A 23,687-nucleotide genomic window follows, 5' to 3' on the forward strand; every position below is an offset into this window, starting at 1 on the left:
CCTCTTCTGCGTTGGGGAGCTGCTCTGTTTTTGGGGTTGACAGGTTAGACGGATCGGTCTATTTGTTGAGGCGTGATCAGGAGGCGTTTTCGGTGCTGCCGACCGGAGACGATCCCGATTGCGACTTTGTATGGCCTGTATCTGAACTGTTTGTCGCCCCTGTATCTCCGGCTGTTTTCCGAAAAGGGGCTGCGTTGCCTGCTATACGATCAGTCTACTTTATCGGGACAGGGCTGACTCTCCCCTGTCCAGCAGGACGCGAATGTATTTTTCCGAGGAGAAACGTATGAGCCTGATAACCATCGACCACACCACCTGCCTGCGTGACGGCATCTGTCATGCTGTCTGCCCGCTGCGGCTTTTCGAGACGGACAGCGAGGGATTTCCGGAGTTCCGGACGGGTGCCGACTCCAAGTGCATCGCCTGCGGCCACTGCGTCGCCGTCTGCCCCGTCTCCGCGGTCCACCACCAGACCCTGTCGCTGGAGCAGGCGCCTCTCCTCAACCAGGCGCTTACGGTTTCGCCGTCTGCCCTGGGGCAGCTGCTCATGGGCCGCCGTTCCGTCCGTGAATTCCGGCCGGAACCGGTTCCCCGCGAACTGGTGCACGAAGCCATCGAGGTTGCCCGCTGGGCGCCGTCGGCGGTGAATCGCCAGCCGGTGCACTGGCTGGTGATACAGGATCCCGCGGAGGTCAGGCAGCTGGCTGCTCTCGTGATCGACTTTTTGCGCAGGCGCAGCGAAGAGGAGCCGCAGTACGCCCCCTATGTCAGGCTGTGGGAGGAGGGTAAGGATCCGGTGCTGCGCAACGCGCCCCACCTGATTGTTGTCCACGCCCCCGACGACTGGACCTGGAGCGGGGTGGACTGTGCCATTGCCCTGACCCAGTTCGAGCTTGCCGCCGTTGCCAACGGCATCGGCACCTGCTGGGGCGGCTTCCTGATGCGGGCGGCCAACGGGCATGGGCCGCTCAAGGAGCGGCTGGCTATCCCGGCCGGTCACAGCGTCCAGGGGGCGCTCATGTACGGCTTTCCCCTGTACCGCTACCAGCGTATTCCGTCGCGCCAGGCAGCCAGGGTGGTGTGGAGATGATGGGCCAGGTGGAGGAAACCAGTCACACAATCCGAATGGAGGATTCAGGCATGGCGAAACTTTTTGAAAAGAGCGTTATCAAATCCATGGAGCTTGACAACCGCTTCGTCCGTTCCGCAACCTGGGAAGGAATGGCGGGAACGGATGGCTCCTGTACCCAGCCGCTGATCGACCAGACAGCCGCTCTTGCCGAAGGAGGGGTGGGGCTGATCATCACCGGTCACGCCTTTGTCAGCCCGGAGGGGCAGGCCGGGCCGTGGCAGATCGGGGTGCACCGTGATGATCTGCTGCCAGGCCTGACCTGCATGGCCGATGCCGTGCACCGGGCAGGCGGGAAAATCGCCCTGCAGATCGCCCATGCAGGATGCTACGGCTTTGCCTCCGGAACCGGCATTGAGGCGGTCGGCCCCTCGTGCGGCATTCCGGACAAGACCCCCCCTTGTCGGGAACTCACTCGGGAAGAGATCGGCGTTATCCGGGCCGCCTTCGGCAGGGCAGCCGGCCGGGCCAAGTCGGCCGGTTTCGACGCAGTCCAGATCCATGCCGCTCACGGCTATCTGCTGAGTGAATTCCTCTCCCCCTTCTTTAACCGGCGCAACGACGAGTACGGAGGCCCGGTGGAGAACCGGGCTCGCATCGTTCTGGAGGTCCTGGAGAGCGTCAGGCAGGAGGTGGGTGACGACTATCCGGTGCTGATCAAGCTCAATTCCCAGGACTTCATCGACGGCGGTCTCTCGGTGGATGACATGCTTGTCGTTGCCGTCCTTCTGGAGAAGGGGGGAGTGGATGCCATCGAGATGAGCGGTGGCACCATCTACGCCTCGGGCGAGCTCTCGGCCATCCGCACCGGCGTGCTGGCCACACCCGAAGAGGAGGTCTACTACCGGGATGCGGCGTTGCGTTTTAAACAAGAGATTGCTGTCCCGCTGATGCTGGTGGGAGGGGTCCGCTCCCTGGAGGTTGCCGAGGCCCTGGTGGAGGACGGCGTCACTGACTACGTATCCCTCTGCCGCCCCCTGATCCGGGAACCGGGGCTGGTCAATCGCTGGCGCTCCGGTGACCGGCGCAAGGCGGGCTGCCTTTCGGAAAACGCCTGCTTCGGGCCGCTGATGAAGGGAGAGGGGCTGGTCTGCCCGCTGAAAAGGGGGGAGTCGTAGGAGAGTCTGACCTCGAATAAAAAGAACCTTGCCCGTTCGGGCGAAAGCTGGCCGGTTTCTCCGCGAAACCGGCCAGTTCCGTTCCTGGGTCAGGGGATTGCGGCAGGGGAGCCGGCGATCACATGCCGATGCCGGCGATGGCTGTTCCGCAGTGCGGGCAGGCACCGTTTTCGATTTCGTTGCGCTGGACGGTGAAGCCGCTGCGCTCCACCAGTCGGGCGGAGCAGGAGGGGCAGGAGGTGTCTTCGCCACCACTGCCGGGCACGTTCCCCTCGTAGACGTAGTTCAGCCCGGCGGCCCGCCCGATCTCCATTGTCCGGCGCAGGGTTTCCGGCGGGGTGGGGGGGCGGTCGGTCAGCTTGAAGGTGGGATAGAAGCGGCTTACGTGCCAGGGGGTGTCGGCGCCCAGGTTGCTGACTATGAAGCGGGCGATTCCCTCCAGTTCGTTGTCCGCGTCGTTCAGGCCGGGGATGATCAGGGTGGTCAGCTCGATCCAGATCCCCTGGCTGCGGTACTGGATGATCGAGTCGAGCACCTCGGACAGGCGGGCATGGACAATGTCACGGTAGAAACGTTCGCTGAATCCCTTCAGGTCGATGTTGGCCGCGTCCAGGAAGGGGGCTATCGTTGCCAGGGCCTGGCTGCTGATGTAGCCGTTGGTGACGAATATGTTCAACAGCCCCGCATCCCGGGCCAGTTTTGCCGTGTCGTAGGCGAATTCGAAGAACACGGTCGGCTCGGTATAGGTGTAGGAGATGGATCGGCACCCATTGGCCAGGGCATGGCTTACGACCTCCTCCGGCGTCTGGTCGTGCCCCGCTATCCGGTCGCCGCCCTGTACCTGGGAGATGGAGTAATTCTGGCAGTGGCGGCAGTGGAAATTGCACCCCACCGTTGCGATGGAAAAGGAGCTGCTTCCCGGCATGACGTGGAAGAGCGGTTTTTTCTCGATGGGGTCCACGTTTTCGGCGCACAGCTTTCCATAGACCAGGCTGAACAGGGTTCCGCCGCGATTCTCGCGTACGGCGCAGATACCCCTGGCGCCATCGGCGATCAGGCAATGAAACCTGCAGAGCCCGCAGCGCACCCGCCCCCCGCTTTCACATTCGTAGAACATGGCTTCCTTCATCAAACACCTCCCCATACTGACGCTTGGTAGTGAGAGTATATCAGTCGACGTGGGGGGCGCAAACCGGCTGGTCGGTTCCCGACGCTTGACAGTCGCGGCTCGCGGCAACATACTGGGCGCGGAACAGACCGGCGCCGGCGGTAGCGGCGTCAGAAACGGGAGGAATGAAACGGATGAAAACAGGAATTATCGTGTTGATCGTGCTGCTGCTGGCATGCCTTTCCGGTTGCGCCCAGAACGGCTACCAGACCATCAGGCCGGAGGAGTATCCTGGCGTGCAGCGGATGTTCGACCTGACCTTCGGCTGGAAAACGGGCGCCACGGACAGCTCTCTGACCATTGACGGCTATGTGCGCAACAACCGCTACTACCTCATCTCGGATATGGACATGATCGTTTCGCTGCTGGACGCCGGCGGCAGGGAGAAGGCCCGCGAGACGTTCTCGTTCATCCCGGACAGGCTGCCCATGGACAACTCCTCCGCTTTCCGCGTCGTGCTCAGGGCGCGTCCCCTGGCCGGGGACATGATCAGGTTCCAGTACCGCTACGAGGCAGAGGATGCCCGTGATGGAGGTTTCACCTGGAGGAACAGTTTCCTGGTCCCGGCGATTGAGCAGGCGGGGAGTCCCTGACCCCGTGAGAACGGAGCGGGAATCGTTGCCGTGGCTCGACAGGTCTCGTTACGGCAGTGAACTGCAAGGGGAATTGCCAGGGCCCGCCGGATGGAATATCCGGCGGGCCCTGGTGTGTGCGGAACTATTTGTTTTCGAGGTGGGCGATCTGGCGGTTGTTCCGGGCGTCGGCCAGCAATGAGGCGAGCACCGCCAGGGCCAGGGTGGTGAAGATGATGGTCAGGGAGACCTGGATGGGGATGTGGAATCCGCTGGCGGTGGCGATCATCTTGCCGCCCACGAAGGCCAGGATGAAGGATATGGCCAGCTTGAGGTAGGCGAACATGCCGATCATCCCTGCCAGCAGGAAGTAGAGCGCTCTCAGCCCCATGATGGCGAAGATGTTCGAGCTGAAGACGATGAACGGGTCCAGGGTTACGGCGAAGATGGCCGGAATTGAGTCGATGGCGAAGACGACATCGCTGCTCTCCACCATTACCAGCGACAGGAACAGCGGGCTTGCCACCAGCATTCCCTGGCGGCGGGTGAAAAACCAGTCGCCGCGCACCCGTTTCGTGAAGGGGAAGAGTCTGCGGGCCAGTTTCACCAGCAGGTTGTTCTCCGGGTCAACCTCGTCGTTCCCGCCGAAGGCCATCTTCCAGGCGGTGAACAGGAGCAGGGCGCCGAACAGGTAGAACAGCCAGTGAAAGTTGGTCAGCAGTTCGATGCCGGTGAAGATGAACAGACCGCGCAGCACGAGCGCGCCGATGATGCCCCACTTGAGGATGCGGGCCTGGTGCTCGCCGCGGATGTTGAAGTAGCCGAAGATCATGATGAAAACGAACAGGTTATCCACGGAGAGCGATTTCTCGATGATGTAGCCGGCAAAGAACTCCAGCGCCTTGGTCTTGCCCAGCACGGTGTAGATGCCGGCGTTGAACGCCAGCGCCAGGGAGACCCAGATGATGCTCCAGGACAGGGCCTGGCGGAACGAGACTTTATGCGCCCTGCGGTTTAATCCCAGATCGATGGCCAGCATGATTGTCATCAGCAGGCCGAAGGCGACCCATAGTAGCGATTGTTCTGACATGTGTATTCCTTTGTTACCGTTTTCGTTCCCCGCGCAGGGAGAACCGTAGCTACATTCCCCAGAGCTTCCAGAGCGTGACAGTGCCGAACAGCAGGAACATCACTCCGGCCGCGCGATGGATCCAGCAGAGCGGAATCACGCGTACCAGTTGCCTGCCGGCGAAGATTCCCAAGAGCGATACCAGCAGCAGGGCCAGCGTTGAGGCCGCGAAGACCATGCCCATCCCCTCCAGGCTGGCCGAATGGCGTGCCGCCTGGCTGGCGGTAACCAACTGGGTCTTGTCGCCCAGTTCGGCCATGAAGATCATGACAAAGGCGGTGCGCACGGCGCTGGACGCCGGGGGGGGCGATCCGTCGTCATCGGCGATGGCGCAGGCATGGCGCAGGGTGGTGAAGCCAAAGAAGAGGAAGAGCAGCCCCGATACCATGGACACCCAGAAGAGCGGGAGCAGCAGGAACAGCAGCTTTCCCACGACGACCGCTGCCAGGTTGAGCAGGGCGAACGCAGCGGCAATGCCGATAAAAACCCGCTTCCAGGGGTAGCGCAGCGCCAGCGCCAGGGCGGTGAGCTGGGTCTTGTCTCCAAGTTCGGCCAAAAAGATCAGGCCAAAGGTGCTTAAAAAAATCGTAGTTTGCATATCCCTTCCCCTACGGAGTTCCGTGTAACTGTCTATTTTCTTTTGAATTGCGTGAGGCAGGGGGGGCGTGCAGGACGATCCATGTCGGCCTATTCCTCTGCCATTTCCTTTTCGCCGTAGGATTCGAAGAACACCAGGAAGAGCGCTACGATCACTGGTCCCGCCACCACGCCGGTCAGTCCGAAGGCCAAAAGCCCCCCCAAAACCCCGAATATCACGACCGGGATGGGGAGTTTGGCCCTGCCACTGATGAACAGGGGGCGGATGATGTTGTCGATGCCGCTCACCGCCACGGCGCTCCAGACCATCAGCAGAACGCCGGCCAGTATCCTTCCCTGGGTCAGCAGGTAGATGGCGCCCGGCATCCAGATCATGGCGGTGCCGATCAGCGGGATCGGCGCGCAGACGGTCATCAGGATGCCGAACAGGAAGGGGGAGGGGAGGCCGGCAACCCAGAAGCCCAGGCCGCCCAGGGTCCCCTGCACCAGACAGGTCAGCAGAAAGCCGTACAGTACCGCGTCCAGAACCCGCGTAATGGTGGTGGCAATGGTCGCCCGCATCTTTTCGTCGATTCCCACCACCGGCCAGAAACGTCTCAGGAAATGCCTGCCGTCCCGGTAGATGAAGAAGAGGGTGATCAGCATCAGCATCAGCTTGATCAGGAAGCCGAGAAAGTTCTTCACGATTCCGGTGGAGTAGTTCAGCAGGGAGGCCAGCCCGCGCTTGAGCGCCGGCAGGAGCATGCTGTCCAGTTCCAGGTTGAACGAGCCGGTCAGCGGCCTGATCCTGTCCAGCAGGGGGGAAACCTGGGGGTGGCGCAGGATGCTTTCCATGAAACTGCCGGATTGTCCGCTGGTTACACCCTCAATGTACTGGTAGGCCAGGGCCGTTTCCCGCGCCAGGGTGAAGATCAGTCCCACCAGGGGGATGATCAGCGCCAGCACCACCAGCGTGGTCATGGCAACCGCTGCCAGGTTTTCGCGGCAACGGAAGCGGGCCAGCAGTTTGTCGTAGAGCGGATAGCTGATGGCTCCGATCGTCCCGGCCCAGACCATGGTAGTCAGAAACGGCGCCAGAATGGTGAAGAGCAGGTAGCACATCAGCAGGGTGAAAGTGTAACCAAATAGCGTATTTAGTAGTGTTCGGTCCATGAAGACGCCTCCCGGTCGCCTGGCATGCGCGTTGTTGGCGATGTCGCTCACCCACGTCTGGGGGCAGCCTGTCCGTCTAGGCCTGCCGCAGGTGCGGAGTCGGCTCGAACAGTCGGCCCGCCGCCGCCAGTTGCTCCGCACTGCCTAAAAGCAGCACCAGGTCATCCCTGCGCAGTTCCCAGACCGGATCGGGGTTGGGCACGACCTCCTCACCCCGCTTGATGACCAGCACCGTTGCCCCGGACATGTTCCTGATGGTCCCCTCGCGCAGGCTGCGGGCCTCCAGTTGCGACCCCTCCCGCACGCGGAAGGTTCCTATCTCGGCGCCGGAGAGATAGCCGCTGATGCCCATGGCGTGGCTGTGGCGTCTGCTTAAGGAACGCAGCATGTCGTAGCCGTCGCTGCGCACCTCGGCGATGCAGCGGTCGACGTCATGTTGGGGGACGAGATAGTTCCTCAGTACCCGGGAAAAAATTTCCACCGATGTCTCGAACTCTTCCGGCACGACCTCGTTGACCCCCAGCTTGAACAGCGGTTCTACCTCCAGGACATAGCGGGTCCTGACGATGATGTGCAGCGCCGGGTTCATCTGCCGGGCCATACCGGCGACCCTCCTGCTGGCCGCGGCATCGGAGATAGCCACCACCAGGACGCGGGCCCTGTCCACATGGGCATGCTCAAGCACCTCTGGTTTTGATGCGTCACCGAAGTGGATCTTGTGTCCCTTCCTGGCCTCGCTCCTGACCGTGAAAGGGTTTGTCTCAATGACCAGGTGCTGGATCTTCTGGCTCTTCAGCACCCGGGAAAGGTTTCTGCCGTTGACGCCGTAGCCGACGATGATGACGTGATCGCTCATGGCTACCGGTCGGTCGTGGCTGGCAAGGACGCCCCGGCCACGGCTCCAGCGGCGGGGGAGCAGGGTGCTGATGCGCTCCGCCACAGCTGGGGCGAATCCGAGGCAGGCCGGTGTCAGTCCCATGGTGGCGATGGAGGCGGCTAGGAATATCTGGTACATGTCCGGGGTGAGGATTCCCAGATTGACGCCGCTCTGGGAGAGCACGAAGGAGAACTCGCCGATCTGGGCCAGGGAGAGCGCCGTGATAACGGTGATGCGGGTGGAAACTCCCAGGGCCATGCCAGCCCCGCTGGTGACTAGGGTCTTGATAAGCAGGATGGCTGCCACCAGCGAGGCGATCAGCAGTGGATGCTTCAGCAGGATGGCAGGGTCAAGCAGCATGCCCACCGAGATAAAGAAGAGGCTCATGAAGGCCTCGCGGAAGGGGATGATGTCGCCCAACGCCTGGTGGCTGTATTCCGATTCCGAGATGGCCAGGCCGGCGATGAACGCCCCCAGCGCCAGGGAGAGGCCGGCCAGGGCGGTCAGCCAGGCCGTGCCCAGTCCGATGAAGATGATGGTCAGGATGAACAGTTCCCTGCTTCTGGTCCTTACCACCTGTTTGAATATCCACGGCACCAGGAAACGGGCGCCGTAATGGGCCATGACCACGACGGCTGCAGCCTTGGCGCCGATCAGCACGATCTCCCGTGCTCCGTCGCCTCCGCCCGCCAGGAGCGGGGTCAGCAGCATCAGCGGTACGATGCACAGGTCCTGGAAGATCAGGATGCCCATGGCCATTTTGCCGTGGGGCGTGTCCGCCTGGCCGCTGTCGATCAAGAGCTTCATCAGGATGGCGGTGCTGGAGAGGGCCACCAGAAACCCGAAGAAGACCGACTGGTTGGCCGGGAAGCCGCCAAGCATGGCCACGCCTGCCACTACCAGGATGGTGACCAGAACCTGCAGCCCGCCGCCCAAAAGCACCAGATGCCTGATGCGCATCAGTTCCTTCAGGGAAAGCTCGATGCCGATGGTGAACAGGAGCAGCACCACGCCGATTTCGGCCATCTGTTCCACCTGGTGGCTGTTTTTGATGAATCCCAGGGCGTGGGGGCCGGCCAGGATGCCGGTGGCCATGAAGCCGACGATGGAGGGGAACATCAGGCGACGGAAGAGGATCACCGTTATCAGTGCCAGGCCGAAGAGAATCTCGATGTCTTGCAGGGTCTCGTAAGGCACGAAAGAGTGTGCTCCTGTCACCGTGTTGGGACAATAATCAGGCGACTGCTCCGCGTCGCATCATGGATTGTGCCGTGAAAGGGGCGTCCTTGTGGGACGCCCCGTGTGTTCAGTGGTGGTTATTTCTGGGCGATCGCCGACAGGCGCCAGGGAGTGCCGCCGATGGGCCGGGTGAAGGTCCAGTATTCCTCGAACTTGACCGGATCTGTTTTGCTGCCTGATACCACTATGCCGCTAGCGTCGTCGGTCGTGTAATCCAGCAGGTTGGCGTAGATCAGGGTGGTGATGTAGTCCTGGCCCGACTCCTGCCAGGCTTCGCTGATATCCACCTTCCTGACAGCGATGTTTTCCAGGCGGTTCGTCCGCCGCTCCCGCAGCAAGCCGTCCAGATCCTCCTGGAAGACCCGTCTCATCTCGTCGGTCAACAGGGTGGAAACCGGCGCCAGGTCGCGGTTCATCCATGCTCCCTGGATCTTGAAGAAGGTGTCCATGGCCATGTCGTTGAAGCGGTTTTCGTCGAATCCGGGATCCATCTGGCGGATATGGTCCAGGCCGCCGTCCGCTCCCTGCCCGTCGTGCTGGCTCTCCTGATAGGCGGCGCCATAGGGGGGCGGCACGCTGGTTGCCTGGTATCCCGCCTGATTGTAACCGCCGGGAGCTAGCTCAGGCTGTTTTTTTTTTACGAAGCGGTAGATCAGGTAGGCGATGCCGGCCAGGAGGATGATCTCGAAGATGCCGATGCCGCCTCCCATGCCGCCCGGGCCGGCGAAGCCCAGGCTTCTGAACAGCATGCCTCCCAGCATGCCCCCCATGATGCCTCCGGCCATGCTCCTCAGGAAGCCGCCCGAGGAGCGCTGCTGATTGGGGGTGGTGGTGTTGTACTGCTGGCGCTGCTGGCTCGGCCGAAACAGCGGAGGAGTTGACCGGGAGAAGCTTCGTGAACCGCGGCTGCCGAAGGAACGCCCTCCACCGGCTCTGGCGTGGGCCGTCTGCTCCATGATGGTGATGCCCAGGAACATGACCATGGCGGCCAAGGCAAAGAATTTCATTACATGTCGTTTCATCCACAAATCTCCTTGATAATGTCGTTCGCGACTGGGCCGCGGAGGGTTCTGGCCGGAGTCAGCGGTCGCCTTCTCCCGGTTCCGCCCCCTCCAGGTGGGGCTGGTGAAGCACCACCGGCATCCCGCGCTTCATGCGCAGGTTGAGCATCTCGACCATGACCGAGAAAGCCATGGCGAAATAGATGTATCCCTTGGGGATGTGCATGTCGAAGCCGTCGCCGATCAGCGCCACGCCGATCAGCAGCAGGAAGCTGAGCGCCAGCATCTTGATGGTGGGGTGTCTTTCCACGAAGGAACTGATCTTCCCCGAAAACAACATCATGAAACCGACGGCGATGACGACGGCGGCGACCATGACGGCCAGTTTGTTGGCCATGCCCAGGGCGGTGATGATCGAATCCAGCGAGAAAACGATGTCCAGCAGCAGGATCTGGACGATCACCGCGCCGAAGGTGGTGCCGACGCTCTTTGTCGCGACCACTTCATCGCCTTCCAGTTTCTCGTGGATCTCCATGGTGCTCTTCCAGAGCAGAAACAGTCCGCCCGAAAGCAGGATCAGGTCGCGGCCGGAAATCTCGTTACCCAGCAAGGAAAAGAGCGGCGCGGTGAGCCCCATCAGCCAGGTCAGGGAGAAGAGCAGGGCGATGCGAATGAACATTGCCAGACCGAGACCGACCAGGCGGGCCCTCTCTTGCAACTCTCGGGGGAGTTTTCCGGCCTGGATGGAGATGAAGATAATGTTGTCGATGCCCAGAACGATTTCCAGCGAAGTTAGCGTTACCAGCGCCAACCAAACCTGGGGGTCTGTCAGCCATTCCATTCAGTTGCGTCTCCTGATTTATGCAGTGAACCGGCCGATGAACGGCCCGGAGATTATCCCCTTGCCGGCGACCGTGTCACGTTCATTTCAGATCATGATTGCGTGTTCGTATGTACGGGGGCCCCACCCTCGCCGCGAGGGGGAGGGTGGGGTTTTCGGATGGGGGGTGCCTAGTCCAGGCAGAGTTTGCGACGTTTGGCACTCCAGAGGTTGACCGCCTCCCTCATGATGTCGGAGATGCTCTTGGAAGTCGTCTTGGAAAGTTTCTCCAGCATCATCTTCTGGTTGTCGCTGATGCGCAGGGAGATGATGTTCTGCAGTTGCTCTTTCTTGTTCTTTTTCGAGCGGGATGCCTTGGGCTCTTTCGTTATCTGTTTCTTGGTGGTTGCGTGTGACATATGAGTCTCCTTGATTTTTTTTGTTGTACGGGGCTCTGCCCCTCCAGCGCATGATGCATGGATTGTACCATGTCTCATGCGGGCCTCACGGTCCAGGTCGCTGTGAAGAGGTGTCGATACAGCAAGTATACACCTGTTCCGTGGTGGTGGGTGGTGTGGTGGTCAACGCGTAGTTCGGGGGGAAGGAGAGGTCTGAAGGGCCTTTCCCGTTCGGTGTGGTGCTGTCGTGAAAATGTATTGACAAAAGCATGGTTGCTACCTCCGGCATCCCTTTGCTGAGCCAGGGTAAAAATAAAAAGACCTTTACCCGTGGAGCGCAGTGCTCTGGATAAAGGTCTTGCTTGCGATATGTATCGTCCCCTGCCCGGGCGTCTGCCGTATTGACGGGCCTGGGGCCGGCCATTTCTCTGGCCGGTAGCTACTCCCCTTTATTTTATGCACTGTACCATAGGATGAAGCGCAACCAAAGTCAACGGATTTTTATGATTCATATAAAATTTGTCATACCATAAAGTTGTCATACCACTATGGTGAGGAAATGTGAGAAAAAAGCTTTACAGTGCAGCGGAAGAATGATATTGAAAACAAAGTTCAAATTCAAATATCCGGTGCGAACGGGAGGAACTCCGATGGACAGAGAAACGGCTTTCGCGGAATACCATGGACAGCGACCATCATGGCTCTGGATCGCTCATCGCTACCCTTCGGGAATGGACTGTCTGGCCGCATTCATCGCCCTGGAGGCTGCGGAGGTTCTGGCTGGCGAAAAACCTTCGGTACTCATCGGTGTGCCGGATCGTGCCCGGGCCTGCGGCCGCAACCTCCATAGCCTCTGGCTGGAACATGGGGCTGAGTTGATGGAACGTACCTGTCTCTCGGCGCGGGAGATTCGCAGAGGTGCCGGGTTTCTTCAGTTGCTCCTCTCTGTTCCCGATGATTTTTCCCGATTTCTGGCGCGACGCGATGTGTCCAGCTTGTTGCGCAAGGCGGGATATCAGGAACCGTTTAGTGCCGAGCATGCTCTGGACCAGTTGGAGCAGCGGATGAATGCCGGGACGTTTCCCCATGAAATCGGCATATTTCTCGGGTATCCGCTCAAGGATGTGGCCGCCTTCATGGGCTGGATCAGGCTTCCTTTCGCCTGCCAGGGGCCGTGGAAAATGTATGGCGATCCCCGGGCCAGCCTGGGTCTGGCGGAGCGTTTCCGGGCCTGTCGTCGGGGAATGGCGGAACGTCTGGCGGCAACGTCTTCGGCTCTGGAGTGCGTCGTGTCGTCCTCCCGTTCGGTTGAGTCGTTTTTGTGTCCATAATTTGATAATGGATATCAAAGTCCAGAAAAGGAGAAATATATGTGTGTTGCGGTGATTGGTGGCGTGCGGCGGCTTGGCCCACATTACCTGCGGGCAGCGGAACGGATGGGGGTTGAGTTGCGACTGTTCAACGAACCTGGGGCGGAAATGGCCGACAAGCTCTATCGAGCTGACGCGATGATCATTTTTACCAACATGGTGTCCCACAACGGCAGGCGGTTGGCGAAAAAGGCCGCGAAGCTCCATGGTATACCGGTATTCATGCATCACGCCTGCGGTCTGTGTACCCTGCGGGAGTGCCTGAATTGCCTAAAAATAGTGAGCGACGCTTCGTCCGGCGGACGTTGTTCGTGAAGCACCGCGTTCCGCGTAGTGGGGAGGTTGTGGTGGACACGGATGGCGGTGGGTGTACATGGAGTTTTTGTACCGTTCCCGCTGGTTGGGGGGCGGAGCGGTTCCGGTGGTGGGACGCCGGTTTGATTGGGTGATGTGTGGAGAGGAACGGACGGCCGATTCGTCGGTCGAGTGGTTCATAGTACAAAAAAGGGGAACGAAAATGGAAAAACGGGTAGCTGGTAAGCTGTGCGCGAAGATGGTTGTGGCCGGATGTCTTGTTGTGGGTGCGGGAAACGCGTTTGCCGGACCGCCACTGGTGACCGACGATGCCGGCATCGTGGATGTGGGGCACCTGGAGGTGGAACTGAACGGCTCCTACGCCCATGACAGCGAGCGCGAGGATGGTGTCAGGGTTAAGAGCGATCTGTTTGACGGTGAGGTCAAGCTGACAACCGGCCTGCTGAAGAACCTGGGGGTCTCCCTGGCTCTGCCCTACGCCTTCAGCGCACGGAGTTATGAAGATGGCGGGTTGACCAGTTCCACCGAGGGAGTGGGGGATGCGCTCTTCGAACTGAAATACGTCTTTTTTGAACAGAATGACCTGGCGCTGACCCTGAAGCCGACCCTGTATCTTCCCACCGGAAGGCGCAGCATGTCCGAGGGACACTGGCAGCCCGGTGTCACCCTGATCGCCACCAAGGAATTCGCCGACGGTGCATACGCGCTGCACGGGAATCTTGGGTATGAGCACCATTTCTATCGCACGGCAGACAAGGCGGGGAGCCGCAGCGACCTGTGGAGCGCCTCTGTTGCCGGTGAGGCGGAGCTTGTTCCCAAACTCACCGGAATGCTTGACTTCGGTGTTTCCCGTAACAGCGATACCTCCACCAGTACACCTCTCGTCTATGGTCTGGCCGGTTTTCGTTACGAAGTGAACGAGTATCTGGATGTGGATCTGGGCGTCAAGGTCGGTCTGACCAAGCCCGAGGACGACGTGGCTGCGCTGTACGGGATCGTGCTGAAGTTCTGAGTAAAGGGAGGAGATGGTCATGATGCTTGGTTTGATGAGCGCGGGAGAAGAGTGTGAGATCGTGAAGATCGGCCACTGCGGTAACTGTACCTGTGGGGATGGAAATCACTCCCATGGGGAGGGGACGGTGACCCGGGCTGAAGAGATGGGACTCCGGGTCGGTAAACGAATTGAAATGTTGCGCAACGAGGGGAACATGCTGCTGGTGCTGGTGGACAACTCCCGTATCGCTCTGGATCGTCGCATGGCGATGAAAATAACGGTCAGGAGGAACGACTGATGCAACTGGCAGTCATGAAACCGGGGCAGGAGGGAACGATTGCCCGTATCGATACAGCGGCCGGCCCGATCAAGCGGCGTCTGATGGACATGGGGATTCTGGCGGGCGAGCGGGTCAGGGTGGAGAAGGTGGCGCCCCTGGGCGACCCTCTGGAGGTGAGCATCAAGGGGTATCGCCTCTCCCTGCGCAAGAAGGAAGCCGAGGGGATTCATGTGGAGGTGTCGCCATGAGCATGACCGACACCAGGCAAAGCCGGGGGGAGGGAAGAAGGGTCCTCACCGTTGCCGTTGCCGGCAACCCCAACGTGGGTAAGTCTACCCTGATCAACGCCATCGCCGGTACCCGCCTGCAGGTGGGCAACTGGCCCGGCGTGACCGTGGAGAAGAAGGAGGCCCTGTTCGAACTGGACGGTTTGAAGATCAGGCTGGTGGACCTGCCCGGAACCTACTCCCTTTCCCCCTATACCCAGGAGGAGATCATTGCCCGGGACTTCCTGGTGCATGAGAAGCCGGACCTGATCGTCAACGTGGTGGATGCCACCAATCTGGAGCGCAACCTGTACCTGACGGTGCAGCTCCTGGAACTGGGCATTCCGCTGGTCATGGCGCTGAACATGTCCGACGAGGCCGATGCAAAGGGGTACCGCATCGACGGTGACGGGATCGAGCAGATGATGGGGATCCGGGTTATCCCCACCTCCGCCACCAGGCGCACGGGGCTTGAGTCGCTCCAGAAAGCCCTGGGGGAGTACGCCGAAGCTCCGGATAGCAGGCGGCCGCGCACGCTCAACTACGGCGACGACATGGAGAGGGCGCTGGCATGCATACGGGAGCATCTGCTGCTGCTGCATCCGGCCCTTGTGGAGAGTTTTCCCGAACGCTGGCTTCTCCTCAGGCTGCTGGAGGGGGATGAGCGGGTGCGCGCCGATGCCAACCTGCCCGCCTCGGCCCTGCCCCAGGAGGCCTTCGAGCATCTGCGGCGCGCCCATGGCGAGGACCTGGAGGCGCTCCTGGCGGACGTGCGCTATTCCCTGGCCACCGGACTGGCCCGGGAGGTCGTGCAGCGCACCGAGCAGCGCAATCTGGAGATGACCGAGCGCATCGACCGGGTGGTGCTGAACCGCTTCCTGGGCATCCCGATTTTCCTGGTGGCCATGTGGCTTTTGTTCAAACTGACCTTCGACCTCTCCTCCCCCTTTGGCGACTGGATCGATGCCATGACCAACGGCCCCTTTAAGCGCTGGGCCGCAACGCTCCTGGGAGGGATAGGCGCGCCGGACTGGACCGTCTCTCTGGTGAACGACGGCATCATCGCCGGGGTCGGTTTCGTGCTGGTCTTCGTGCCGGTGATCTTTGCCATGATGTTTTTCATCACCTTCCTGGAGGGGAGCGGTTACATGGCCAGGGCCGCCTTTGTCATGGATCGGGCCATGCACGCCATCGGCCTGCACGGAAAATCCTTCATCCCCATGCTGCTGGGGTTCGGCTGCAACGTGCCGGGCATCTACGCCACCCGTACTCTGGAGAATCCCCGGGACAAGGTGCTGACCGCGCTGCTGATCCCGCTCATGTCCTGCGGCGCGCGGCTGCCGGTGTACGTGCTTTTCGCCGGGGTGTTCTTCCCGGATAACTCCGGCACGGTGATCTGGTCCCTGTACGTGTTGGGTATCCTGCTGGCGGTCCTGATGGGATTCATCTTCAAGAAGACCCTCTTCCGGGGCGAGGCGCCCATGTTCATCATGGAACTGCCCCCCTACCGCATGCCCTCCTTCTCCAGTCTCTGCCTGCATACCTGGGAGAAGGGGAAGCACTTCCTCTACAAGGCCGGCACCTATATCCTGGCCGTTTCCGTCCTGGTCTGGTTCATGCTGAACCTCCCGTGGGGCGTGGAGCAGAAGCGTGACTCCTATCTGGGCAAGGCGGGGGCCGCCATCGCCCCGATCTTCGAGCCGGCCGGCTTTGGAACCTGGGAAGCCTCGGCATCGCTGATCACCGGCGTCATCGCCAAGGAGATCGTGGTGGGCACCATGGGCGAGGTCTATACCCCCAAACACGAAGAGAAGGAGGAAACTCCCACCCTGGGAGAGGACCTGAAGGAGATCGTCGTCTCCTTCGCCGGTGCGGCCAAAACGGCGGTCACGACACTCCTGTTCATCCCGGGTGACGAGGAGCCGGAGGAGGATCACCCCTCCCTGAGACAGGCTCTGTCCGCTGCCTTTACCCCCCTTTCGTCCTATGCCTTCATGGCCTTCGTGCTCCTGTACATGCCCTGTGTCATCGTGGGGATCGCCATGCGCCAGGAGTTCGGGACCTGGAAATGGGCCGGGGTCGGCTTCCTCTACCAGACGGTGCTGGCCTGGGTGGTGGCGGTGATCATCTACCAGGGGGGGCGCCTTCTGGGATTGGGAGGGTAGCGGTATGGGGGGGACGGACCTGATGCTGATGCTGGCAATCCTGGCGGCAGCCCTGTGGCTGCTCTACCGCTCCCTGTGGAAGAGCCGGGGCACATGCCCCGGCTGCCCCGGGAACGGCTGCTCCGGCAAGCACCGCTGAGCCGGGGCTTCCCGGAATGCCGGAGTGAACTGTCCCGCTGAGCGGTACGAAGACGAAAGAATCAAAATAGTTTTTCTTCGCGTGCCTCGCGGCTTCGCGTGAACAACCGCTTTTTCAGGACACGCGGGAAGAGAGAATACCATGTCAGAAATATACGTTGATGAGATGTTCGTGGGGGAGGCGGCAGAAATTATGTCCATCAGCGACGTATTCCCCGAATACCGGCAGTTGCGCACCATGGGGTTCCGTGAGGGAAGGTTGGTGGATCTTCTGCACTTCGATCCGCTGATTACCAGGAAGCTGGTCTTGCGGGTGGAGGGCATGCGCCTGGCAATGGGGGCGTCCTGCGCCGCTCACATAAGGGTCAGGCCGCTGAAGAGCGCCTATCTTCACCTGCGGGACATGGCCCACTACGACAACCTGACCGGCTGCTTCAACCGCCATGCAGCCGGGACCGTCGTGCGCCAGGAGGTGGAACGCTTTTCCAGTCTGGGGCTCCCTCTGGCGCTGCTCATGGCCGACCTGGACCACTTCAAGCGCATCAACGACACCTTTGGTCACACGTCGGGTGACGATGTTCTCAAGTCCTTCGCCTCGCTCATCCGTCAGGGGCTGCGGCGCTCGGACCTGTTCTGTCGCTGGGGGGGGGAGGAGTTCCTGATCCTGCTCAGGGGGACGCTGAAGGAAGAGGCGCTGAAGATCGCCGAACGTTTCCGGGAGCGGATCGCCTCGGCGCTATTTCCGCCGTTCAACGAACGCGGAGCCGTTACGGTCAGCATCGGCTGCGCCTGTCTTCCTCCCGGCAGACCGTTGGAGCGACTGATCGTCGATGCCGATTGTGCCTTGTACCGCGCCAAGCAGGGGGGGAGGAACAGGGTGTGCCTATGTTGAATATGGTACGGGCGACAACGTCGCTTTTTGTTATGAAACGCAACCAAAAGAAGCGCATGCGGAACAGGGGGGAAAGCCTCGACAGTTTCACGTCGCTGCATCATCTTGCCGAGGCGCTGGGCAATGCGGTCGATGCCCGTGATTCCCAGCTGTACCGCCATTCCCGGGATGTGGCCGAGGTTTCCTGCGTGCTGGCCCATGCCATGGGGTTTTCCCGGGAGGAGATAGATGTCATTCACATCGCCGGACACCTGCACGACATCGGCAAGATCGGTATTCCCGATGTCGTGCTGAAAAAAAAAGGCCCCCTGGACGCAGATGAGTGGCGCTGGATGAGGCTGCATCCCGGAATCGGGGCGGAGATCGTGCGGCCGGTGCCGGCCCTGAACGGTCCGGGAGGGGTGGCCGACATAATCCTGCGTCACCACGAGCGGTTCGACGGCAAAGGCTACCCCGATGGCCTGGGGGACGACCAGATTCCCCGCGGCGCTCGCATCGTGGCGGTGGCCGACACCCTCTCGGCGCTCCTGCGCAACCGCTCCTACCGTGCGGGATGCTCCTTCGACCTGGCCTGTGCCGAAATCCGGCGCTGTTCCGGTTCCCAGTTTGATCCGGTGGTGGTGAAGGTTCTGGAAAAAAACCGGAAAAAGGTTGCCGGATGTCTGGACGCCGCCGAGGAACTCGCCGTCTCGGCCTGCTCTCCCTACGAGCCTCCTTCTCACGGGTTGTTTGTCCCCGGCGAGATGCTTCTTCAGGAGAGCGCCTCTCTCCCGCATGTGCTGTAATTTCCCCTGCCTGTTCCTCTCCCGTTGCGGGAAGGAGCGGGCAGACAAAACGGAAGTGGCAGGGGAAAAACGGTCGTCGCCGCGGAGACACCTATCAGAAACAAATACAATTCCGACCGGCCGGGGAAATCCGGTTGTTTCCGGTCGGTCGGAATTGTTGCCGCGAGGCGGGCCGGCTGTGCCGCGCCGTCACGCAGATTACGATACGAGAAAGGAATCCACACTATGGAACAGGCACAACATGCACGGGAAACCAGCGGACGGAAATCGCGGCGTAAAGGCGCGCGGAAGAGGGAACAGCTGCACCACATGATATCCCTGCGAATCAACGACCCTCAGAAGGCATCCCTGGAAAGACTGTCGCTTGCCACGAGCAGGAGCATTTCCGACATCATGCGCGAGGCGGTTACCCTCTGGAGTAAGAAGCACCGCAGGCTCTGCCTGGAGTGAGCCTGCTCTTCGCGCGCAGCGACAGAGGGGAAGCGAAGCACGGCAGGTTTGCCGCGACGCCGGACGGCGCTGTTGTCCATGAAAAAGCGGAGGAGAACCCACCATGAAAAAGCGGATTGTTACGAGCCGCGAACTGCTGGGCGAGGATCGTGAAATTGTTATTATCCATGACGGCAAGGAATACCTCCTGAGAATCACCGTCAACAACAGGTTGATATTGACGAAATAGCGCGGCGGTCCGGTCAGTGTCTCCGGCCGACGGTACGGCGGTTTTCCCGATCTCCGCGGCTCCCTATGCTACGCAACCTGCATTCAGGCTTTCGTGCCGGATGCGCATCCCTTTCATACAGCCAGCCACTCATACCCCTCCACGGTTTGGTAGCCAGCTAATTTTTGACAAGAGAACGAACAACAACGCACCTGTGCCTCACCCGTTTCCGTAGATACGTTCCGGTCTCGGGGCGGCTGGTGAACGGTCACGCGGGAGCGGTGCTTCGGTGGGTCATCGCCTGCCGGAGCGCTTCCGCCCACTCGCGCCGGAACAGGGACACCGCTTTCGACGCATACCAACAACCGGGAGGAATTACATGGAAAAGGTCGCAGTCATTTACGGTTCAACCACGGGCAATACGGAGAACGTCGCACAGTCGATCAGGGAACTGCTGGGAGAGGATCGGGCCGACCTGATCAACGTAGCATCGGCCGGGGTGGAGGATTTCAACCGTTACCGGAACCTGATCCTGGGGGCATCAACCTGGGGGCTGGGAGAGCTGCAGGACGACTGGGACGGAAAGCTGGCGCTGCTGAAGAGTGCCGACCTGAAGGGAAAGCAGATCGCCCTGTTCGGCCTGGGGGACCAGCAGAGTTATTCCGAGACGTTCCTTGACGGCATGGGAACACTGTACGAGACGCTGTTGTCGTGTGGCGTCATGCCCATCGGGCAGTGGCCGTCCGAAGGGTATTCCTTCGGCGCCTCCACCGCATGTGTGGACGGCAATTTTGTCGGGCTGGCCCTGGATGAAGACACGGAGCCGGACAAAACGGAAGGGCGTATCAGAACCTGGTTGAAGCAGCTTGACACTCAGTGGCTGTAAGCAGAGGAAAGCGTGCCGGGAGTGGGTGTTGCCCCCTCCCGGTACCGCTCGCCCATGCCGTGATTTAGTCACGGGGCGCGCGGCCCATGGGTTCTTTATCCGTGAGCCTTCTCCGCTGGAGGATTTCAGCAGGTGTGAAGCCGTATCCGGTAGGGCCGGGGGTTGAACAGGGTGCTCCTGTGCATGGGCGGGGGCGTTTTTTTTCGTCGGCTCTCTTTTGTTTCGGCCGGTATTAGCCCCGTTCCCAGCTCATGGCGCGGTTTTTTTCAGGAGGGAACACCTCTGGCGGATGACCCGGGGACGGTCGACCTCGATGAAACCGGCTGCTCCGGCCATGGCGACCTCTGCCTCGAATTCCTCCTGTCTCAGGTGAACGCCGGGCTCCATCAACAGGAACAGGCCGCCGGGGGAAAGCATGCCGAACAGTTCGGAAAGCAGCCTCCGCGGGTCCGGTGTTTCGTGCAGCGAATTGGAGGCCAGGGCGAAATCCAGTCGCAGTGGCAGCCCGATTCCATGGCCGTCGCAGAGCAGCGGCTGGATGATGTCGGCCAGCCCGTCCCCGCGGGCACGACCCATGGTTTTGTCCAGCATCTTTTGCTGCACGTCAACCGCGACCACCTTCCCGGTTTTGCCTGTCAGCCGCGCCATGCCCAGGGAGTAATGACCGAAGCCGCACCCAAGGTCCAGCGCCGTCATGCCTTCCTGTACGTACGGGCCGAGAATTCTGGCGGGCGGATGCATCAGGCGGCGCAGCGGGTTATCGAAAGCGTAGGCCATCCACCAGGGGCAAACGCCATGTTTATTCGTCTCCGGCTGCTCAGAGCTCATAGTGTTCATGTTTCTCTCCCTTGAGTCGTTTTTGCCAAAACATGAGATTCATGTCGGCTTTTGTTAATCGAAAACCTGGTATGCGGGTCACTTTTGTGACGGAGGAACATTCGCACGGCTCTCCCGAGGAGCGAAGCGGGAACGTTCCCTGTTATCGCGCCAATTCCGGTAATGGCACATCAGCAAGCACTTGTCCCTCAGGCGTCCCGGAATGATACGTCTGCCCTGGAATTCTACCCTTTACGGAAGCCGCCCTACGCAAGATACCGGTTCAGTATCCTGAGACCGAGGAAGAGGTGAAACAGCGCTCCGAAAGCAAGGTACGGGCCGAAGGGAATGGCCTGGCCGGAGTCTCGCCTCCTGATCAGCATCGGCAGGCCCCCTGCCAGCAAACCGGCCAGGGAGCCGGCAAGGATGATGAACGGGACGGCTTCCCAACCGAGGAACGCCCCCATCATGGCCACCAGCTTGATGTCGCCTCCTCCCATCCCCTCCCTGCCGGTCAGCCACTCGTAGGCGCAGGCCACCAGCAGCAGGCTGCCGCCCCCCGCCAGAATGCCGAGCAGCGAATTCAGCCACCCGGGCCAGGGGAGGAAAAAGGAAAGGACAAAGCCGATAACGATTCCCGGCAATGATATCTTGTTCGGGATGACCCGGTACTCCAGATCGATGCAGGTGATCACCAGCAGCGCCGAACAGAACAGGAACAGGGCAGCGAATGTCGGGGAAAGGCTGTAACGGAGAAAGAGCGCCAGTGCCAGCAGCCCGTTACCCAGCTCGACCAGCGGATACCGGATGGGGATACGGATGCCACAGCCGCGGCACCTGCCGCGGAGCAGCAGATAGCTGGCCAGGGGAATATTGTCGTACCAGCGGATCCGGTACATGCATGTTGGGCAATGGGAGGGGGGCGATACGACCGATTCGTCCTTCGGCATGCGGCATATGCAGACATTGAGGAATGAACCGGTCACGGCTCCGAAGATAAAGACAATGATGGAATAATAGAACTGTGACGTCATGGAAAACCTTTACACCGATTCCAACGGAACAATCCGTCAGAAAACCCCCGGGATGCTCCTTCCCCCGGTTATGCGGGACATCTCTCCCGATAGTTCATCCTGAACCTTTTTCAGCGCCTGATTTACCGCCGCACGGATCAGATCCTGCAACATCTCCACATCCTCCGGATCAACCACCTGTTTTTGTATCGACAGCGACAGTATCTCGTTCTTGCCGTTGACGGCAACGGTGACTGCCCCGCCGCCGGAGGTTGCCTCGGCCGTTTTCATTGCCGCGTTCTCCTGCAGTTTCGACATCTTGGCCTGAATCATCTGGGCCTGCTTCAAAATGTTTGTCATACCTTTTGCCATTGTTTCCTCCTGAAAATGTAGTGTGCCGCACGTAGTCGGCTTTGCGCGTCAGGCGCGGTCTCATCGGGATGACGTGCCTGCATGTGGGCAAAATTGCCCGCCCATCCCGCTGTTATCCGCATGTCGCAGGTTTCCTGCCCCCATGGTTTCTCCCAAACCATCCGCTCGTTCGGGAGAATTCCGGTATGGCCGGAATTACCTGTTCTCCACCTGGGCGATCGCCGTTTTGATGGACAGCTCGCTGATCCGGTTTTTACCGGCCAGGAGCCTGGTCTTTTTCGTTCTCGAATTGGTCACCACGGCCGTCGGGGTCATGGTGACGTCGTAGCCCCGGTAGACCATCAGGTTGGACTGCAACCCGAAAAGCGTGTCCGAGGTTTTGAGCTGGGGCAGCTTTACGCCAAGAGGCGCTACCGCAGCCTTTACCTCGCCGTGGGACGGTTTTTTTGTTTTGCGCGTCAGCGCGGAGAGCGCCTTGCGGATGGCGATATACTTGCCCTTTTCATGGGTCAGAAAATAGGTGTTATAGGGGGTGAAGTTGGTCGTTTCCCCATGGATCGGAAAATCGACAAAACCGATTCTGGCCGATCCGGCTATCGTAGGATAGATCTTTTCGATGACCGGTTCGGTTCTGATGCAGACGGGACAGAACCAGTCATTGACAAAATAGACCGTTGTCGCGCTGGTTTTCTTGCCGAGAAACAGATCCGGTCCGGCGGCATCAGCCTCTTTCCCGGCGCCGAGGAGCGCTGTTCCCAGCCCGATGGCGAACAATGCGCCGACAAGTACAAGGTGTCTCAGTTTTGAGTTCATAGATCTCCTCTTGAAATGAATATTCGAGCCGGGGTTTTGACTGTTTCGGTTGGTGGGGGGGGAGTGAGTTCCGATCCGGCGGCCGATTTGTCAGAAAAAACGTCGTCAAACTCTGGAAATGTAACGGAATTTCTGGTGTTGCCCTCCGGTTTCCGGCTGGGCGCCCCGTTGCTTGCATGGCCATGAAGTTACAGATTTACCAGCATCTCCGGGTTATTGCAATAGAAATTCAAAATCATAATGACAGTCGCGTAAAAAAGTGCTAGAAAGAACCGTCCGGTCATATCCGGATGGAACCGCCACAGTCTTCAGCCAGCCGTTACCGCCGCTTCCGGTGGTACAAGCCAGCCCTTCTCATGACGGCGTACAGGGCATCACCGTACGTTCAGCGGACTAATCGACCTAAATAACGGCAATCCATCTCACGCAAAGACGCTAAGAAATCAAATGGTTGTACATAATCACCCTTCACCGAACAGGTGATTCCAGTGCCTTGTCTACCCATTCGGTTTTCTTCCCGATCTTCGTGATTTCACCTGGTCAATTGCTTTTTTAGGTTCAACGATCCACACCAGCATACACATCGGCCACGTACTCCTTTTCAGGGGGCTCGGCATGTCCGGCGGTTTCATGCCGCATCAAGCGGTTGTCGTGCGTGTTCCGCTGTTTTTACCGGAAAGCTTCGATGGTGCGTGAACGGTTGGTGATGCCGGGACACTTTTTT

The 23,687-nt window shown here is 60.2% G+C and carries 27 protein-coding genes; 15 read left to right on the top strand and 12 right to left on the bottom strand.

Features of this window, described 5'->3' with window-relative positions:
- Nucleotides 1-286 precede the first annotated feature (286 nt).
- On the top strand, nt 287-1,090 hold the full coding sequence (locus tag PPRO_RS03795) for a nitroreductase family protein (protein WP_041532114.1): 804 nt from the start codon (nt 287-289) through the stop codon (nt 1,088-1,090).
- Between the two features lie 50 nt (nt 1,091-1,140).
- Nucleotides 1,141-2,247: an NADH:flavin oxidoreductase gene (locus PPRO_RS03800; RefSeq protein ID WP_041532529.1), complete on the top strand. Its 1,107-nt coding sequence runs from the start codon at nt 1,141-1,143 to the stop codon at nt 2,245-2,247.
- Between the two features lie 118 nt (nt 2,248-2,365).
- Here PPRO_RS03800 and amrS read toward each other — a convergent pair whose 3' ends face one another.
- The gene (gene amrS, locus PPRO_RS03805; protein ID WP_011734721.1) at nt 2,366-3,376 is read right to left on the bottom strand and encodes an AmmeMemoRadiSam system radical SAM enzyme; all 1,011 of its coding nucleotides are present in this window, start codon (nt 3,374-3,376) and stop codon (nt 2,366-2,368) included.
- Between the two features lie 173 nt (nt 3,377-3,549).
- On the opposite strand from amrS, the gene PPRO_RS19290 reads away from it, so the two are divergent.
- Entirely contained in the window at nt 3,550-4,008 is a 459-nt protein-coding gene (locus PPRO_RS19290; RefSeq protein ID WP_011734722.1) for a hypothetical protein, read from the top strand.
- Between the two features lie 124 nt (nt 4,009-4,132).
- Here PPRO_RS19290 and PPRO_RS03820 read toward each other — a convergent pair whose 3' ends face one another.
- The 7 genes from PPRO_RS03820 to PPRO_RS03850 form a co-directional block, all read right to left on the bottom strand.
- Nucleotides 4,133-5,077 carry a TerC family protein gene (locus PPRO_RS03820; RefSeq protein WP_011734723.1) on the bottom strand — a complete coding sequence of 315 codons (945 nt, stop codon included), beginning with the start codon at nt 5,075-5,077 and terminating at the stop codon, nt 4,133-4,135.
- Between the two features lie 49 nt (nt 5,078-5,126).
- The gene (locus PPRO_RS03825) at nt 5,127-5,714 is read right to left on the bottom strand and encodes a TMEM165/GDT1 family protein (protein ID WP_011734724.1); all 588 of its coding nucleotides are present in this window, start codon (nt 5,712-5,714) and stop codon (nt 5,127-5,129) included.
- An 89-nt stretch (nt 5,715-5,803) separates the two neighbouring features.
- Nucleotides 5,804-6,865, bottom strand: a complete 1,062-nt coding sequence (locus PPRO_RS03830; protein ID WP_011734725.1) for an AI-2E family transporter — start codon at nt 6,863-6,865, stop codon at nt 5,804-5,806.
- 76 nt (nt 6,866-6,941) lie between these two features.
- Complete coding sequence (locus PPRO_RS03835) at nt 6,942-8,939, bottom strand: cation:proton antiporter domain-containing protein (protein WP_011734726.1); 1,998 nt, start codon at nt 8,937-8,939, stop codon at nt 6,942-6,944.
- 119 nt (nt 8,940-9,058) lie between these two features.
- Nucleotides 9,059-10,003 (bottom strand): Tim44 domain-containing protein, encoded by a 945-nt coding sequence (locus tag PPRO_RS03840; RefSeq protein ID WP_011734727.1) that lies wholly within the window; start codon nt 10,001-10,003, stop codon nt 9,059-9,061.
- 58 nt (nt 10,004-10,061) lie between these two features.
- Nucleotides 10,062-10,823 carry a TerC family protein gene (locus PPRO_RS03845; RefSeq protein ID WP_011734728.1) on the bottom strand — a complete coding sequence of 254 codons (762 nt, stop codon included), beginning with the start codon at nt 10,821-10,823 and terminating at the stop codon, nt 10,062-10,064.
- A gap of 170 nt (nt 10,824-10,993) precedes the next feature.
- Nucleotides 10,994-11,221, bottom strand: coding sequence for a ribbon-helix-helix protein, CopG family (locus PPRO_RS03850; protein WP_041532115.1), 228 nt, complete (start codon nt 11,219-11,221; stop codon nt 10,994-10,996).
- Between the two features lie 629 nt (nt 11,222-11,850).
- Here PPRO_RS03850 and PPRO_RS03855 point away from each other — a divergent pair.
- From PPRO_RS03855 to PPRO_RS03905, 12 genes are all read left to right on the top strand, one after another.
- Nucleotides 11,851-12,531 carry a DUF3793 family protein gene (locus tag PPRO_RS03855; RefSeq protein WP_011734730.1) on the top strand — a complete coding sequence of 227 codons (681 nt, stop codon included), beginning with the start codon at nt 11,851-11,853 and terminating at the stop codon, nt 12,529-12,531.
- Between the two features lie 39 nt (nt 12,532-12,570).
- Entirely contained in the window at nt 12,571-12,885 is a 315-nt protein-coding gene (locus PPRO_RS03860) for a DUF2325 domain-containing protein (RefSeq protein ID WP_011734731.1), read from the top strand.
- Nucleotides 12,886-13,087: 202 nt separating this feature from the next.
- Nucleotides 13,088-13,897: a transporter gene (locus tag PPRO_RS03865; protein ID WP_011734732.1), complete on the top strand. Its 810-nt coding sequence runs from the start codon at nt 13,088-13,090 to the stop codon at nt 13,895-13,897.
- Between the two features lie 19 nt (nt 13,898-13,916).
- Complete coding sequence (locus tag PPRO_RS03870) at nt 13,917-14,177, top strand: FeoA family protein (RefSeq protein WP_011734733.1); 261 nt, start codon at nt 13,917-13,919, stop codon at nt 14,175-14,177.
- Nucleotides 14,177-14,407: a FeoA family protein gene (locus PPRO_RS03875; protein WP_011734734.1), complete on the top strand. Its 231-nt coding sequence runs from the start codon at nt 14,177-14,179 to the stop codon at nt 14,405-14,407. Before PPRO_RS03870 ends, PPRO_RS03875 begins: the two co-directional genes overlap by 1 nt.
- Nucleotides 14,404-16,590: a ferrous iron transport protein B gene (gene feoB, locus PPRO_RS03880; RefSeq protein ID WP_011734735.1), complete on the top strand. Its 2,187-nt coding sequence runs from the start codon at nt 14,404-14,406 to the stop codon at nt 16,588-16,590. Before PPRO_RS03875 ends, feoB begins: the two co-directional genes overlap by 4 nt.
- A gap of 4 nt (nt 16,591-16,594) precedes the next feature.
- Complete coding sequence (locus tag PPRO_RS20560; RefSeq protein ID WP_011734736.1) at nt 16,595-16,729, top strand: hypothetical protein; 135 nt, start codon at nt 16,595-16,597, stop codon at nt 16,727-16,729.
- A gap of 141 nt (nt 16,730-16,870) precedes the next feature.
- Nucleotides 16,871-17,620: a GGDEF domain-containing protein gene (locus PPRO_RS03885; protein ID WP_011734737.1), complete on the top strand. Its 750-nt coding sequence runs from the start codon at nt 16,871-16,873 to the stop codon at nt 17,618-17,620.
- 32 nt (nt 17,621-17,652) lie between these two features.
- Complete coding sequence (locus PPRO_RS03890; protein WP_232286688.1) at nt 17,653-18,405, top strand: HD-GYP domain-containing protein; 753 nt, start codon at nt 17,653-17,655, stop codon at nt 18,403-18,405.
- A 225-nt stretch (nt 18,406-18,630) separates the two neighbouring features.
- A complete protein-coding gene (locus PPRO_RS03895; protein ID WP_041532117.1) occupies nt 18,631-18,855 on the top strand; it encodes a ribbon-helix-helix protein, CopG family in 225 nt (74 codons plus the stop codon).
- Nucleotides 18,856-18,958: 103 nt separating this feature from the next.
- The gene (gene hemP / locus PPRO_RS03900; protein WP_041532118.1) at nt 18,959-19,084 is read left to right on the top strand and encodes a hemin uptake protein HemP; all 126 of its coding nucleotides are present in this window, start codon (nt 18,959-18,961) and stop codon (nt 19,082-19,084) included.
- Between the two features lie 358 nt (nt 19,085-19,442).
- Entirely contained in the window at nt 19,443-19,949 is a 507-nt protein-coding gene (locus tag PPRO_RS03905) for a flavodoxin (protein ID WP_011734740.1), read from the top strand.
- A gap of 249 nt (nt 19,950-20,198) precedes the next feature.
- Here PPRO_RS03905 and PPRO_RS03910 read toward each other — a convergent pair whose 3' ends face one another.
- From PPRO_RS03910 to PPRO_RS03925, 4 genes are all read right to left on the bottom strand, one after another.
- Nucleotides 20,199-20,786, bottom strand: a complete 588-nt coding sequence (locus tag PPRO_RS03910; RefSeq protein WP_011734741.1) for a class I SAM-dependent methyltransferase — start codon at nt 20,784-20,786, stop codon at nt 20,199-20,201.
- Nucleotides 20,787-21,031: 245 nt separating this feature from the next.
- Nucleotides 21,032-21,799: a prepilin peptidase gene (locus tag PPRO_RS03915; RefSeq protein WP_011734742.1), complete on the bottom strand. Its 768-nt coding sequence runs from the start codon at nt 21,797-21,799 to the stop codon at nt 21,032-21,034.
- A 36-nt stretch (nt 21,800-21,835) separates the two neighbouring features.
- A complete protein-coding gene (locus PPRO_RS03920; protein WP_011734743.1) occupies nt 21,836-22,150 on the bottom strand; it encodes a YbaB/EbfC family nucleoid-associated protein in 315 nt (104 codons plus the stop codon).
- Nucleotides 22,151-22,345: 195 nt separating this feature from the next.
- Entirely contained in the window at nt 22,346-22,963 is a 618-nt protein-coding gene (locus tag PPRO_RS03925) for a DsbA family protein (protein ID WP_011734744.1), read from the bottom strand.
- Nucleotides 22,964-23,687: the final 724 nt, after the last annotated feature.

It is taken from the genome of Pelobacter propionicus DSM 2379 (assembly GCF_000015045.1).
In the GTDB taxonomy this organism is placed as follows: domain Bacteria; phylum Desulfobacterota; class Desulfuromonadia; order Geobacterales; family Pseudopelobacteraceae; genus Pseudopelobacter; species Pseudopelobacter propionicus.